General features: G+C 56.4%; 13 protein-coding genes. 5 read left to right on the forward strand and 8 right to left on the reverse strand.

Annotation, left to right across the window (positions count from 1 at the left end):
- Window positions 1-109 precede the first annotated feature (109 nt).
- Window positions 110-1,648, forward strand: coding sequence for a multicopper oxidase CueO (gene cueO, locus BM373_RS13040; protein WP_090462060.1), 1,539 nt, complete (start codon window positions 110-112; stop codon window positions 1,646-1,648).
- A 128-nt stretch (window positions 1,649-1,776) separates the two neighbouring features.
- Here cueO and BM373_RS13045 read toward each other — a convergent pair whose 3' ends face one another.
- On the reverse strand, window positions 1,777-4,167 hold the full coding sequence (locus BM373_RS13045) for a glucose/quinate/shikimate family membrane-bound PQQ-dependent dehydrogenase (protein WP_090462062.1): 2,391 nt from the start codon (window positions 4,165-4,167) through the stop codon (window positions 1,777-1,779).
- Window positions 4,168-4,373: 206 nt separating this feature from the next.
- Between BM373_RS13045 and hpt the strand changes: the two genes are divergently transcribed.
- Window positions 4,374-4,910 carry a hypoxanthine phosphoribosyltransferase gene (gene hpt / locus BM373_RS13050; RefSeq protein ID WP_177220152.1) on the forward strand — a complete coding sequence of 179 codons (537 nt, stop codon included), beginning with the start codon at window positions 4,374-4,376 and terminating at the stop codon, window positions 4,908-4,910.
- 93 nt (window positions 4,911-5,003) lie between these two features.
- Here the strand turns inward: hpt and can are convergent, their stop codons facing one another.
- Complete coding sequence (gene can, locus BM373_RS13055; protein WP_090462067.1) at window positions 5,004-5,666, reverse strand: carbonate dehydratase; 663 nt, start codon at window positions 5,664-5,666, stop codon at window positions 5,004-5,006.
- Window positions 5,667-5,773: 107 nt separating this feature from the next.
- On the opposite strand from can, the gene BM373_RS13060 reads away from it, so the two are divergent.
- From BM373_RS13060 to BM373_RS13070, 3 genes are all read left to right on the forward strand, one after another.
- Entirely contained in the window at window positions 5,774-6,700 is a 927-nt protein-coding gene (locus BM373_RS13060) for an ABC transporter ATP-binding protein (RefSeq protein WP_090462069.1), read from the forward strand.
- The gene (locus BM373_RS13065; protein ID WP_090462071.1) at window positions 6,697-7,467 is read left to right on the forward strand and encodes an ABC transporter permease; all 771 of its coding nucleotides are present in this window, start codon (window positions 6,697-6,699) and stop codon (window positions 7,465-7,467) included. Before BM373_RS13060 ends, BM373_RS13065 begins: the two co-directional genes overlap by 4 nt.
- Window positions 7,468-7,637: 170 nt before the next feature.
- Window positions 7,638-8,885, forward strand: coding sequence for a polysaccharide deacetylase family protein (locus tag BM373_RS13070; protein WP_090462073.1), 1,248 nt, complete (start codon window positions 7,638-7,640; stop codon window positions 8,883-8,885).
- A 1-nt stretch (window position 8,886) separates the two neighbouring features.
- On the opposite strand, the gene panD is transcribed toward BM373_RS13070, so the two are convergent.
- The 6 genes from panD to BM373_RS13100 form a co-directional block, all read right to left on the reverse strand.
- Window positions 8,887-9,267 carry an aspartate 1-decarboxylase gene (gene panD, locus BM373_RS13075; protein ID WP_090462075.1) on the reverse strand — a complete coding sequence of 127 codons (381 nt, stop codon included), beginning with the start codon at window positions 9,265-9,267 and terminating at the stop codon, window positions 8,887-8,889.
- A gap of 114 nt (window positions 9,268-9,381) precedes the next feature.
- Window positions 9,382-10,236 (reverse strand): pantoate--beta-alanine ligase, encoded by an 855-nt coding sequence (panC, locus tag BM373_RS13080; RefSeq protein WP_090462077.1) that lies wholly within the window; start codon window positions 10,234-10,236, stop codon window positions 9,382-9,384.
- Window positions 10,237-10,247: 11 nt separating this feature from the next.
- Window positions 10,248-11,039, reverse strand: coding sequence for a 3-methyl-2-oxobutanoate hydroxymethyltransferase (gene panB / locus BM373_RS13085; RefSeq protein WP_090462078.1), 792 nt, complete (start codon window positions 11,037-11,039; stop codon window positions 10,248-10,250).
- 88 nt (window positions 11,040-11,127) lie between these two features.
- Window positions 11,128-11,619, reverse strand: a complete 492-nt coding sequence (gene folK / locus BM373_RS13090) for a 2-amino-4-hydroxy-6-hydroxymethyldihydropteridine diphosphokinase (protein WP_090462080.1) — start codon at window positions 11,617-11,619, stop codon at window positions 11,128-11,130.
- 56 nt (window positions 11,620-11,675) lie between these two features.
- A complete protein-coding gene (locus BM373_RS13095) occupies window positions 11,676-12,950 on the reverse strand; it encodes a fimbrial protein (protein ID WP_090462082.1) in 1,275 nt (424 codons plus the stop codon).
- Window positions 12,943-13,551 carry a fimbrial-like protein gene (locus tag BM373_RS13100; protein ID WP_090462084.1) on the reverse strand — a complete coding sequence of 203 codons (609 nt, stop codon included), beginning with the start codon at window positions 13,549-13,551 and terminating at the stop codon, window positions 12,943-12,945. Before BM373_RS13100 ends, BM373_RS13095 begins: the two co-directional genes overlap by 8 nt.
- Window positions 13,552-13,553: the final 2 nt, after the last annotated feature.

Below are 13,553 nucleotides of genomic sequence, written 5' to 3' on the forward strand. Positions count from 1 at the left end.
CATACTTGTGGGCGGGCCGACGACCTTTATTATACGCTGTTAACTTGACCTTACCGCAAGGGCAGGGTTTATGCTCAAAAGCCTGCCCGAAGAGAAAAAGGAAAGGCCCATGCAACGACGTGATTTTTTGAAATATTCTGCGGCGCTGGGTGTGATCAGCGCGTTCCCAGGCTGGCCGGGAAGCGCATTCGCCGCCTCGTTTCAGGCACTACCGATCCCGGACCTGGTGACCGCAGATGCACAAAATCGCCTTCTCCTGACGATTCAGGCCGGAAAGTCCTCTTTTGCTAATAAAACCGCTACCACCTGGGGCTACAACGGTAATCTGTTAGGGCCTGCTCTCCGGTTACGCCAGGGCACACCCGTCACCGTCGATATTCATAATCAACTCCCTGAAGAAACCACTATTCACTGGCACGGGCTTGAAGTGCCGGGCGAGGTGGATGGCGGCCCGCAGGGGATTATCAAACCAGGCGCGCGGCGAAGCGTGACCTTTACCCCGACGCAGCGCGCGGCGACCTGCTGGTTCCACCCGCATCAGCATGGCAAAACCGGGCATCAGGTCGCGATGGGTCTGGCCGGGCTGGTGCTGATTGACGATAACGACAGCCGGATGCTGCGCCTGCCCGCGCAATGGGGCATCGACGATATCCCCGTTATCGTGCAGGACAAGAAATTTACCCCGGCGGGGGAAATTGATTATCAGCTTGATGTCATGAGCGCCGCAGTGGGCTGGTTTGGCGATACGCTGCTGACCAACGGCGCGATTTACCCTCAACACGCAGCTCCGAACGGCTGGCTACGTCTGCGCCTGCTGAACGGCTGTAACGCCCGCTCACTGAATTTTGCGACCAGCGACAAGCGCCCGCTGTACGTGGTTGCCAGCGACGGCGGCCTGCTGGCGGAGCCGGTCAAACTCAGCGAATTACCCATGCTGCCGGGCGAGCGTTTTGAGGTGCTGGTGGAGACGCGCGACGGTAAACCTTTTGATCTGCTGACGCTGCCCGTCACGCAGATGGGCATGGCGGTTGCGCCGTTCGACAAGCCGCACCCGGTACTGCGCATTCAGCCGCTGCGGGTGGTTGCTTCCGGCGAACTGCCGGACTCGCTGGTGGACGTTCCGCGCCTGCCCGCGCTTGAAGACTTAACGCAGCGCACGCTGCAACTGTCGATGGACCCGATGCTGGATATGATGGGCATGCAGGCGCTCGCTGAGAAATATGGCGATCAGGCGATGGCGGGGATGCATCACGGATCGATGAACCACGGCGGTATGAACCACGGCGGTATGAATCACAGCATGGATTTCCACAGCGGCAACCGGATCAACGGCAAGGCTTTTGATATGAACACGCCGGGCTTTGCGGCGGCTAAAGGGCAGTATGAGCGCTGGGTGATTTCCGGGGAAGGCGACATGATGCTGCACCCGTTCCATATCCACGGCACGCAGTTCCGCATTCTGTCAGAGAACGGCAAGCCCCCGGCGGCGCACCGCGCAGGCTGGAAAGATACGGTGAACGTGTTTAACGCGCGCAGTGAAGTGCTGGTGAAGTTTGACCATAACGCGCCGAAAGAACACGCGTATATGGCGCACTGTCATCTGCTGGAGCATGAGGATACGGGGATGATGGTTGGGTTTACGGTGTAGGTTTCACCCTCACCCCGGCCCTCTCCCTGAGGGAGAGGGGGAAGGGCGAGCCCGTGCCCGAAGGTGAGGGGGAAAAGTCCCCTCTCCCATGGGGAGAGGGTTAGGGTGAGGGGAAAATCAGCTAACGCTTACTTCGCCTCATCCGGCAGTGCATAGGCCACAATATAGTCGCCCATCTTCGTACCAAACGAACCGTGACCCCCGGCGGAAATGATAACATACTGCTTGCCATTCACTTCATAGGTCATCGGCGTTGCCTGACCGCCCGCTGGCAGACGGCCCTGCCACAGTTTTTCACCGTTGCTCATATTGTACGCGCGCAGGTAGTTGTCTGCGGTCGCGCCAATAAACAGCACGTTACCGGCGGTAGAGATCGGCCCGCCAAGCATCGGCATACCCATGTTGAACGGCACCGGGATCGGCATCGGGAACGGCATGCTGTCCTGCGGCGTACCGATACGTTTTTTCCACACCACGTCGTTGGTTTTCAGATCGAGGGCAGAAATATAACCCCAGGCTGGCTGTTTACACGGCAGACCAAACGGTGACAGGAACGGGTTCAGCGTCACGCCATACGGCACGCCGTACTGCGGCTGAATACCGGCTTCGGTACCGCTGCCTTGTGCATCTTTCGGCTGTTCCATCGGATTGCCCGGACCACGCGGCATCAGTTTTGAAACAAACGGCAGCGCCATTGGGTTAGCGATAGCAACCTGACGGTTCGGATCGACGGAAATCCCGCCCCACTCGAACATCCCCAGGTTACCCGGGAACACCAGCGTACCCTGCTCAGACGGCGGAGTGAAAATCCCTTCGTAACGCAACTGATGGAACATGACGCGGCAGACCAGCTGGTCGAACATCGTCGCGCCCCACATATCCGCGCCACTGAGATCTTTCTTCGGACGGAAGCTCAAATCAGAGAACGGCTGGGTTTTGGTAACGTAATCGCCTTTGGCTGCACCCTGCGGCACCGGTTTTTCCGGAGCAGGCACCACCAGCTCGCCGTTACGACGATCGAGCACGAAAATGTTACCGGTTTTCGCCGGCGCGTAAATCACCGGCACGGTTTTACCGTTAACGGTAATGTCCGCCAGCGTCGGCTGGGATGGCATATCCATGTCCCACAGATCGTGGTGCACGGTCTGGTAGCTCCAGGCGAGCTTACCGGTCGTCGCGTTCAGCGCCAGTACGGAACTGGCATAACGCTCCTGCTCCGGCGTGCGGTTGCCGCCCCAGATATCCGGCGTGGTCACGCCCATCGGCAGATACACCAGATCCAGCTTCGCGTCGTAGGCCGCAGGAGCCCAGGAGTTCGGCGAGTTAAAGGTGAATTTGTGCTCGTCAGACGGGATGGCGTTTGGATCTTTCGCGCCCGGATCGAAGGCCCACAGCAGTTTGCCGGTGTTAACGTCAAAGCCACGGATCACACCGGAGGTTTCGCGGGTGGAGAAGTTGTCGGTCACAGAACCGGCAATCACGATCACTTTATCGGTGATGATTGGCGGCGACGTCGGTTCATACAGACCCGGCGTGGTATCCGGCATGTTGGTTTGCAGGTTCAGAATGCCTTTGTTGGCAAAGGATTCGCACAGCTTGCCGTTGTCGGCGTTAATGGCAAACAGACGACCATCGTTGACCGGCAGAATAATACGACGCGGGCAATCCGCGACCACATCCGGACTGGCGTTATCCGCGCGCGCTTCGTGGTAAGAGACGCCACGGCAGGTCACGTGCTGGAAAGAGGTGTTGGTGTTGAGCTGCGGATCAACGTGCCATTTCTCTTTACCGGTTGCGGCATCCAGTGCGAACAGACGCTGGTGCGCGGTACAGAGATACAGCGTGTCGCCCACTTTAATCGGCGTCACTTCGTTGGTCAGTTCACCCGGATCGTTCGGCTGTTTCAGATCGCCGGTGCGGAACACCCAGGCTTCTTTCAGATTATGCACGTTATCGGCGTTAATCTGCTTCAGCGGGGAGTAGCGCTGGCCTTCCTGGTTACGACCGTAAGCGGGCCAGTCGGCGTCAGCCACCTCAGAGATCGGTGCGGCAGGCGTAGCGTCAGCGCTCAGGGTGCCATTCACTTCCTGCGGATCGTTAAAGCCAGCCCAGGTCAGGATGCCGCCGCTGATCAGTAGCGCGACAACCAGAGCCGCCACCGCGCCACTGGACGGCACAATCAGGCGACGCCAGACGAACGGCAGGATCAGCCAGACGCCGAAGAAGACCAGGATGTCGCTGCGCGGGGTTAGCGCCCAGAAGTCGAAGCCGACTTCCCACACGCCCCAGATCATGGTGCACAGCAGCAGGGCGGCGTACAGCCATAGCGCGGCGCGTTTGCGACGCCACAGCAACCCGGTCACGCCCAGCATGACCAGCCCGGCGACGGGGTAGTACCAGGAGCCGCCAACAGCGACCAGCCAGACACCGCCGATGAGCAGGTACAGCCCGCATAGTGCAGCGAACAGGGCTGTTAGCGTCACGAGCCAGCGTGACGGTTGCGATTTATTTTCTGCCATAAAAGACACTCATCTCAATTTGTTAATATTTTAGTAGCAATTAATTATAGGATTTAACAAGTGTGACCGTCATCACATTTCTGGCTTTTATTAACTCCGTCCCCGAATAGTGGCTTTTGCTGTTATACTGGCGCGCTTATGAATTGATGCCGGGCGATGAATCATCCGCATTGAGTGATTGCTTTTTAAATCATACGGTTAGCGAAATGAAACATACTGTTGAAGTGATGATCCCGGAAGCGGAGATCAAGGCACGTATTGCCGAACTGGGCCGTCAAATTACTGAGCGTTACCAGGACAGCGGCAGCGAAATGGTGCTGGTAGGGTTACTGCGTGGGTCATTCATGTTCATGGCCGACCTGTGCCGCGAAGTGCAGGTTTCCCACGAAGTCGATTTTATGACCGCCTCCAGCTACGGCAGCGGCATGTCCACCACCCGCGATGTGAAAATCCTCAAAGATCTCGACGAAGATATTCGTGGCAAAGATGTGTTGATCGTTGAAGACATTATCGACTCCGGCAATACCCTGTCGAAAGTGCGTGAAATTCTGCGTCTGCGCGAACCTAAATCCCTGGCGATTTGCACCCTGCTGGATAAACCGTCCCGCCGTGAAGTGGACGTGCCGGTGGAGTTTGTTGGGTTTTCGATCCCGGATGAATTTGTCGTTGGCTACGGAATTGATTATGCCCAGCGCTATCGTCATCTGCCGTATGTCGGCAAAGTGGTGATGCTGGAAGAGTAGTGTGTGGGGGATACCCTCACACACAGGGAGAGGGAGAAAAGCGCCCCCTCACCCCGACCCTCTCCCTCAGGGAGAGGGAGAAGGCATAATGATTTATTTGTGGTTGATATGCTTCTGGCGCATATTGCAAATGCCCTGACGGTAACGCTGCTCCAGCGTTTCGCGGTTGGTGGCCGTCACGTCCAGATCGCGCAGCAGGCCATCGTGAATGCCATAGGCCCAGCCGTGAATCGTCACTTTCTGCCCGCGCTTCCACGCAGATTGCATAATCGTTGAGTGACCCAGGTTATAAACCTGCTCCATGACGTTCAGCTCGCACAGGGTGTCGAGACGGCGTTCCTGCGGCATTTCGCCCAGCAGTGAGCTATGTTTAAACCAGATATCACGAATGTGCAGCAGCCAGTTGTTGATAAGCCCCAGTTCCGGGTTCTCAACCGCCGCCTGCACACCGCCGCAGCCATAGTGACCGCAAATGATGATATGCTCCACTTCCAGCACGTCCACCGCGTATTGCACGACGGAAAGACAGTTCAGGTCAGTGTGGATCACCAGGTTAGCAACGTTACGGTGGACGAAAAGCTCGCCTGGCTCAAGACCGGTCAGACGTTCAGCCGGGACGCGGCTGTCGGAACATCCAATCCACAGAAAGCGCGGCTTTTGGGCCTGTGCCAGTGTTTCAAAAAATCCCGGATCTTCTTCTACCAGCATTTTTGACCATAGTGCATTGTTGCTGATGAGTGTATCTATGTCTTTCATGGAGGTTAACGACCTGTTACCAATTAAATGCGTTGGGCTAATATAGGGCAACTCCGTTTTTTTTTAAACCACACAACGATTGTAAGAAATAAGGTAAGAAAGAATTCATGACCATTGCACTGGAGCTTTCGCAGCTTACAAAAACGTATCCGGGCGGCGTGCAGGCGCTGCGCGGCATTGATTTACAAGTAGAAGCGGGTGACTTCTACGCACTCCTTGGCCCCAACGGGGCGGGCAAGTCCACCACCATCGGGATTGTCAGTTCGCTGGTAAATAAATCTTCCGGGCGGGTGAGCGTGTTCGGCTACGACCTCGAAAAAGATGTGGTTAACGCCAAACGTCAGCTTGGCCTGGTGCCGCAGGAGTTCAACTTTAACCCCTTTGAAACCGTGCAGCAGATCGTGGTTAACCAGGCAGGTTACTACGGCGTTGAGCGGGCAGAAGCCGTGGCGCGCAGTGAAAAGTATTTAAAACAGCTCGATCTGTGGGAAAAACGCAACGAACGTGCGCGGATGCTCTCCGGCGGCATGAAGCGCCGTCTGATGATCGCCCGCGCCCTGATGCACGAGCCAAAACTGTTAATTCTTGATGAGCCTACGGCGGGGGTGGATATCGAACTGCGCCGCTCCATGTGGGGCTTTTTGAAGGATCTCAACGCGCGCGGCACCACCATCATTCTGACTACCCACTATCTGGAAGAAGCGGAAATGCTGTGCCGTAACATCGGCATTATTCAGCACGGTACGCTTGTCGAAAACACCTCAATGAAAAGCCTGCTTTCCAAGCTGAAATCAGAAACCTTTATCCTCGATCTTGCGCCAAAAAGCCCGCTGCCGAAACTTGAAGGTTACCAGTACCGGCTGGTGGATACCTCGACGCTGGAAGTGGAAGTGCTGCGCGAGCAGGGGATTAACAGCGTCTTTAGTCAACTGAGCGCCCAGGGCATTCAGGTATTAAGTATGCGTAACAAAGCGAACCGCCTGGAAGAGCTGTTTGTCACGCTGGTTCACGAGAAAAAAGGAGAGCATGCATGATGCAGCTTTACTGGGTTGCGCTGAAAAGCATCTGGCATAAAGAAATTCAACGATTTATGCGTATCTGGATCCAGACGCTGGTGCCGCCGGTCATCACCATGACGCTCTATTTCATCATTTTCGGTAACCTGATCGGTTCCCGCATCGGTGAAATGCACGGCTTTACCTATATGCAGTTTATCGTCCCTGGCCTCATCATGATGGCGGTGATCACCAATGCTTACGCTAACGTGGCGTCGTCGTTTTTCAGCGCCAAGTTTCAGCGCAATATTGAAGAGTTGCTGGTGGCCCCGGTGCCGACGCATGTGATCATTATCGGTTACGTCGGCGGCGGCGTGGCGCGTGGACTGTGCGTGGGCGTGCTGGTGACGGCGATTTCGCTGTTCTTCGTGCCGTTCCAGGTGCACTCATGGCTTTTCGTCGGCCTGACGCTGCTGTTAACGGCAATACTGTTTTCGCTCGCCGGACTGCTTAACGCCGTGTTCGCCAAAACGTTTGACGATATCAGCCTGATCCCGACCTTTGTGCTGACGCCGCTGACCTATCTCGGCGGGGTGTTTTATTCGCTCACTCTGCTGCCACCGTTCTGGCAGGCGCTGTCACACTTAAACCCGATCGTGTATATGATCAGCGGCTTCCGTTTTGGCTTCCTCGGCATCAGCGATGTCCCGCTGTTTACGACCGTTGGCGTGCTGGCGGTGTTCATCGTGGTGTTTTATGCGCTGTGCTGGTATTTGATCCAGCGTGGACGCGGGCTGCGTAGCTGATCTTACACCCTCACCCTAACCCTCTCCCTGAGGGAGAGGGGACAGACCGTGCTGGTTTTGACCTTCCCCCCTCTCCCTAAGGGAGAGGGCCGGGGTGAGGGTAGTGGTGAGGGGACATCAAATCACCATTGGTATACAATGCCGTCTGGTTTCCTCACCTCTGTCAGCCCATGCTCATTCGTGTTCTCTTCATTTTTTGCCTGCTGCAAAGCGGCAGCGTATTCGCCAGTCTGCTCGGTCCGCAGAACGCGCCTGACCGCTATATGCAAACCACCGAAGATGCCGCTATCTGGGCGCAGGTGGGCGATAACGTCATTACCGTCGGGCATTTGCAGGCCGGGCAGATCATCGCCGTGGCACCGACTGCGGCGGCATACAGCGAGTTCCGGTTTGGCTTTGGCACCGGTTTTATCGACAAAGGCCATCTGGGACCGGTGCAGGGTAAGCAGCGGGTGGAAGATGGGCTCGGCGATCTCAATAAGCCCCTCAGCAATCAAAACCTGGTGACGTGGAAGGATACGCCGATCTACAACGCGCCTTCGGCGGGCAGCGCGCCCTTTGGTGTCCTGGCCGACAACCTGCGTTACCCGATCATCGCGAAACTCAAAGACAAACTGAACCAGACCTGGTTTCAGATCCGCATCGGCAACCGGCTGGCGTACATCAGCAGCCTGGATGCGCAGGAAGATAACGGCATTCCGGTGCTTACTTACCACCATATTTTGCATGACGAAGAGAACACCCGTTTTCGCCATACCTCGACCACGACATCCGTGCGCGCCTTCAGCAACCAGATGACCTGGCTGCGCGATCAGGGGTATACGACGCTTTCGATGTACCAGCTTGAAGGCTATGTCCGCAACCGCATGAACCTGCCCGCCCGCGCGGTGGTCATCACGTTTGATGACGGCCTGAAATCAGTGAGCCGCTATGCGTACCCCATTCTGAAGCAGTACGGCTTTAAGGCGACCTCGTTCACCATCTCGTCACGCATTAAGATCCACCCGCAAAAATGGGACCCGAAATCGCTGCAGTTTATGAGCATTTCCGAGATGAACCAGATCCGCGACGTTTTTGATTTTCAGTCACATACGCACTTTTTGCACCGGGTGGATGCGCACCGGCACCCGCTGTTGCTGAGTCGCAGCTATCACGTGGTGCTGTTCGACTTTATGCACTCCCGGCGCGCGCTGGCGCAGTTTAATCCGCATGTACTTTATCTCTCGTACCCGTTTGGCGGCTATGACGACAAGGCGGTGAAAGCCGCTGAAGACGCCGGATTTCATCTGGCGGTGACGACGGTAAAAGGGAAGGTGAAGCCGGGGGATAATCCGTTCTTATTAAAACGACTCTATATCTTAAGAACGGATTCGCTGGAAACAATGTCGCGGCTGATTGTGAACCAGCCGCAGGGGTAAATCAGGCGACCTGAACCGGCACGGCTTTCGCGGTGCGTTTCATGTCGTTGTCGCCGTCAAAATAGGCGACTTTCGGCTGCCAGCTACGGGCCTGCTCATCGGGCATGGTGACGTAAGAGGCGATGATCAGAATATCACCCACGTCAGCGCAGTGCGCGGCGGCACCGTTGACGGAGATGATTTTCGAACCGCGTTCACCAACGATGGCATAGGTCGAGAAGCGCTTGCCGTTGGTGACGTTATAAATATCAATGGCTTCGTATTCCAGAATACCAGCCGCCTCAAGGAAATCCTGGTCAATGGCGCAGGAGCCTTCATAGTGCAGGTCTGCCTGAGTCACTTTGACGCGGTGGAGTTTGCCTTGCAGCATAGTGCGGATCATAAGGTTAACCTTTGTGCTGTGTTGATATGTTTACCCTCACCCTAACCCTCTCCCTGAGGGAGAGGGGATTCTGGCTCCCTCTCCCTCAGGGAGAGGGCCGGGGTGAGGGTGATATTAGTGGGTCAATTCCACAATTCTGTTGTCGATCAACCGTGCCTGGCCCAGCCACGCCGCCATTAAAATCACCAGCCGGGTGCTGGTGGCGGACGCTTCCTGCAAGGTGTCGGCATCACGGATCTGAATATCATCGGCGCGAAAGCCGCTGTTATTCAGCTCAGTCTCTGCGACGGCGACCAGCTCATCAAAATCTTTCTCGCCCGCCAGCAGTTTTTCCGCCACCGTGTTCATCACTTTGCTTAAGCCCGGCGCGATTTTACGCTGCTCGGCGGTGAGATAGCCGTTGCGGGAACTCAGCGCCAGGCCATCTTTGGCGCGCACCGTTGGGACGCCGATGATCTCAATGTCGTAGCCCATGTCGGCGACCATTTTGCGGATCACCGCCAGTTGCTGAAAATCTTTCTCGCCGAAGCAGGCGACATCCGGCTGCACCAGGTTAAACAGCTTGCTGACCACGGTGGCGACACCACGGAAATGCCCCGGACGGCTTGCGCCTTCCAGCATGTCGGAGAGCCCCGGCACTTCCACCCAGGTTTGTGACGCCGTGCCCTGCGGGTAAATCTGATCCGGCGCGGGAGCAAACACAATGTCCACTTTGCGCTTGTTCAGCTTCTCGCAATCTTCCTGCAACGTGCGCGGATAGCGCGCCAGATCGTCGGCGCGGTCGAACTGCATCGGGTTGACGAAAATGGTAGCCACCACGATGTCGGCGGCGTTTTTCGCTTCATCCACCAGCTTCATATGACCATCGTGAAGGTTGCCCATCGTTGGCACCATCGCGATACGTTTACCTTCCTGATGCGCTCTGCGGATATGCTGGCGCAGCAGCGCCACGGTTTCGATAATCAACACAACGACACTCCTTAATGGAAACTGTGTTCTTCGCCGGGGTAAACGCCCGACTCAACATCACTCACATACTGACGCACCGCCGCGCGCATATCGCCCGTGCCGGTGAGGAAGTTTTTAGCAAATTTGGGAATGTGCCCGCCAGTAATGCCAAAGGCATCGTGCATCACCAGGATCTGCCCGTCGGTGACGTTACCGGCACCAATGCCAATCACCGGGATCGTCAGCGCGTCGGTAATGCGTTTTGCCAGCTCGACCGGCACGCACTCCAGCACCAGTAACTGCGCGCCCGCCGCTTCAACGGCCAGCGCATCGTCAAACAGCGTTTGCGCCGCATCGCCGCGCCCCTGCACTTTATAGCCGCCGAAAATATTCACCGACTGCGGGGTTAAACCCAGATGCCCGCACACCGGAACGGCGCGTTCGGTCAGCACCCGGATGGTGTCACACAGCCAGCGCCCGCCTTCCAGTTTGACCATGTTGGCACCCGCGCGCATCACCTCTGCGGAACTGGCAAACGCCTGCTCCGGGGTGGCATAGGCCATAAAAGGCAAATCAGCGAGCAGCAGGCAGTTCGGCGCGCCCCGGCGAACGGCGCGGGTGTGGTAAGCAATATCGGCGACCGTGACCGGCAGCGTGGAGTCATGCCCCTGCACCGTCATCCCTAACGAATCGCCCACCAGCATGACGTTAATTCCCTCTTCGGCAAAGAGTTTGGCGAAGCTGAAATCATAGGCGGTGATGGTGGCGAAGCGCTTTTTTTCCTGTTTACATTTCAGTAGCGAGGAGAGGGTGGTTGGTTTCATAACGTTTCCTGATGAAGCCTTTAAACTTCCGGCATTCTATCAGCAACATTGATACGAACAATGATTTTAGCCAGAGTTTGGTCGGGGATCACAGCGACCAGTAAGCCGGTTTTGGCGCGCCGCACTGCGCCAGCACAGAGGCGATGGGCGTACCGTCAGGGAAGCGTAATTCGGGCGCGATTTCAAACAGCGGCCATAACATAAAGCCACGGTTATGCATGTCGTAATGGGGAACGGTAAGGCGCGGGGTGGCGATGACCTCGTTACCAAACAGCATGATGTCGAGATCCAGCGTGCGCGGCCCCCAGCGTTCGTCTTTGCGCACCCGCCCCTGGGCCAGTTCAATGCGCTGGGTGTGATCCAGCAGCGCTTCCGGGGCGAGGGTGGTTTCAAGCGCTACGGCGGCGTTAAGGTAATCCGGCTGATCCTGCGGGCCAAGCGGCGGCGTGCGGTAAAAGTGCGATACGGCTACCACCCGGCTTTGGGGGATGGTGCCCAGCGCGCCGACGGCAGCATTCACCTGTTCAAGAGGGGAGGCCAGATTGCTGCCGAGGGCGATATAGCAAAGGGTCGGGGTCATTTTTACTCCAGCTTACGGGTGAACAGACTGGCCGCATTGTAAGCCCCTCCCGCCTCCTAAGGATAGTTGAACAGAATAGTACTTTTTGCCGTGAATGTTCCCGGTCCCACCGCTTTGCTGGCATCAGCCGTCACCAGTTGGGAATTAAAATCGATGTTAAAACTGCCCGGCATCCCCGTGCCAATAATCACGTTGTGGTTATAGCGGTTGATGAGTGAAGGCCCCAGCGCGCCGGGTGCACCTTGCAGGGTAAATCTCCGGCCCGGAAAAAAAGGCACTTCGTTGCCAGGAGACGATGAGAGTTCGTTGAGTCTGACCGCCACGTTTTGCGCTGCACCCGTTCCGGTACTCTTGTTGGCGAAGTAATTTGTCCCGGGGCTGGTGGTGCCATCGACCGCGACCTCCAGTTGATTGACCGCCGTGCAGCCGGATAGCTGGATCGTAAAGGGAACCTTTTTCGTCTTTTCATTGCGGACATCGGAAGGGGAGTAGTCCCCTAACGCAATGCTGTACGCGGTGCCGGTGGCATCCATTGGCGTCAGTGCGCCAGACTCCGATGAGGTCACCACTGACGAAAGGCAGGTCGGCGCAGAAACTGTAAAACCCTGAAAACTAAATGTGAGCTTTGCTGAACCATATTGAGTCCCCGATGTAATCTGCAAGGTGGCCTCAAAAAGACCTGTAAGCTGCTGGCTATTGCCGAGATAGGGGTTGAACTCATTATTAACATAAAAACGTAATCTCGATTTAAAGGTAAAATCACCGAGACGTGCATCGCTAAGCCTGCCACAACCAGAATTATCTGCTCTTACGTTCCATACCGGCGCGCCCTTTGAAAAAGGAAAATAGTAAATTTGCCGGGGATTGGTAAATACCGAGGTCGAAGGGTCTGACATGCTCAGGCTGAAAAAAAGCCCAGGGATGGTTGTTTTCAGCAGGGGTTCACCGGATGTACCCGTATAGGGGGTTTTCTGGCTATCAGACAGGTCATCTGAAACATTGGTGACCGAGGCGTTAGCCACTGTAGTACTGCCATTTTTGCAGTAAATATAGGCACCTGAGTTGAGCATCACGGGCTGGAGATCAAACGCTTCCACAAGTTGCGGCTGGTTACTTGTGCCATGCGGCAGAATAATAGCGTAACTGCTGGCCTGTTCACCGCCGGGTATTTGCAGGAATTTTATATAAACAGCATTCGTGTCGCCTGCTTCAGTTGCATCACCAAATTGAATATATTCGGCTTGCGCGCTCTGCCCGCATAACGCTAGGACGAGTGCTGCCGTGATATGACGGCTGAGGGGGGATAATTTTCGTTTCAGGGGATTAGTCATAGGACACCTCGATCAGCGCCTGGCTGTAAACCAGACCGCCGGACATAGCTTCTGCCGCCTTAATTTTCTGGTAGCGGACGTAAAAGGGATAAGTGCTGTTCAGCAAACTGGTGTTATTCACCGGGTAGGCGACGCTGGAACCGCCGCCGTTCGCCCGCTCAACGTTGCGCATGGCGGCCGGATCGCTGGCGGTGAAAACCGCAAACCCGACATTTTTTGCGCCGCCCTGCGCCGGGGAAGTTTCATTCGGCAACACCTGCTGCGTATCGCCCACGAATGCGCCGACGGCGGGCGTAAAGCGAATCGCCAGCGTGCCATTGCCCGGTTGTTGCAGATCGACATCGCAATTCACAATGGTGAGAGAAAAGTCGTGGCCGCCTGGCGCGTACTCATCTGGCCGGATGTTTTCCAGCGCGTGGGTCGGGGCGGTATCAAGCTGGATCAGCCCGCCATTGCTGACACTCACCTGGCAGGTGCCGCCGGTAATGGTGCTGTTAATATCCAGGGTGGCACTGGTATTCGCCGCGCTGTTGCAGGCGTAGCCCTGCAACGCCAGGCCGAAAAGTAGCGAAACGAAGGGCCATCCTTTGACGCTGTTCATCT

Source organism: Enterobacter sp. kpr-6 (genome assembly GCF_900116015.1).
GTDB lineage: Bacteria > Pseudomonadota > Gammaproteobacteria > Enterobacterales > Enterobacteriaceae > Enterobacter_D.

Excerpts from the sequence above, each read along its gene's own strand:
- cueO (WP_090462060.1), top strand. The coding sequence starts at position 110 with ATGCAACGACGTGATTTTTTGAAATATTCTGCGGCGCTGGGTGTGATC.
- BM373_RS13100 (WP_090462084.1), bottom strand. The coding sequence starts at position 13,551 with ATGAACAGCGTCAAAGGATGGCCCTTCGTTTCGCTACTTTTCGGCCTG.
- BM373_RS13060 (WP_090462069.1), top strand. The coding sequence starts at position 5,774 with ATGACCATTGCACTGGAGCTTTCGCAGCTTACAAAAACGTATCCGGGC.
- BM373_RS13045 (WP_090462062.1), bottom strand. The coding sequence starts at position 4,167 with ATGGCAGAAAATAAATCGCAACCGTCACGCTGGCTCGTGACGCTAACA.
- BM373_RS13065 (WP_090462071.1), top strand. The coding sequence starts at position 6,697 with ATGATGCAGCTTTACTGGGTTGCGCTGAAAAGCATCTGGCATAAAGAA.
- panB (WP_090462078.1), bottom strand. The coding sequence starts at position 11,039 with ATGAAACCAACCACCCTCTCCTCGCTACTGAAATGTAAACAGGAAAAA.
- BM373_RS13095 (WP_090462082.1), bottom strand. The coding sequence starts at position 12,950 with ATGACTAATCCCCTGAAACGAAAATTATCCCCCCTCAGCCGTCATATC.
- panD (WP_090462075.1), bottom strand. The coding sequence starts at position 9,267 with ATGATCCGCACTATGCTGCAAGGCAAACTCCACCGCGTCAAAGTGACT.
- folK (WP_090462080.1), bottom strand. The coding sequence starts at position 11,619 with ATGACCCCGACCCTTTGCTATATCGCCCTCGGCAGCAATCTGGCCTCC.
- hpt (WP_177220152.1), top strand. The coding sequence starts at position 4,374 with ATGAAACATACTGTTGAAGTGATGATCCCGGAAGCGGAGATCAAGGCA.
- BM373_RS13070 (WP_090462073.1), top strand. The coding sequence starts at position 7,638 with ATGCTCATTCGTGTTCTCTTCATTTTTTGCCTGCTGCAAAGCGGCAGC.
- can (WP_090462067.1), bottom strand. The coding sequence starts at position 5,666 with ATGAAAGACATAGATACACTCATCAGCAACAATGCACTATGGTCAAAA.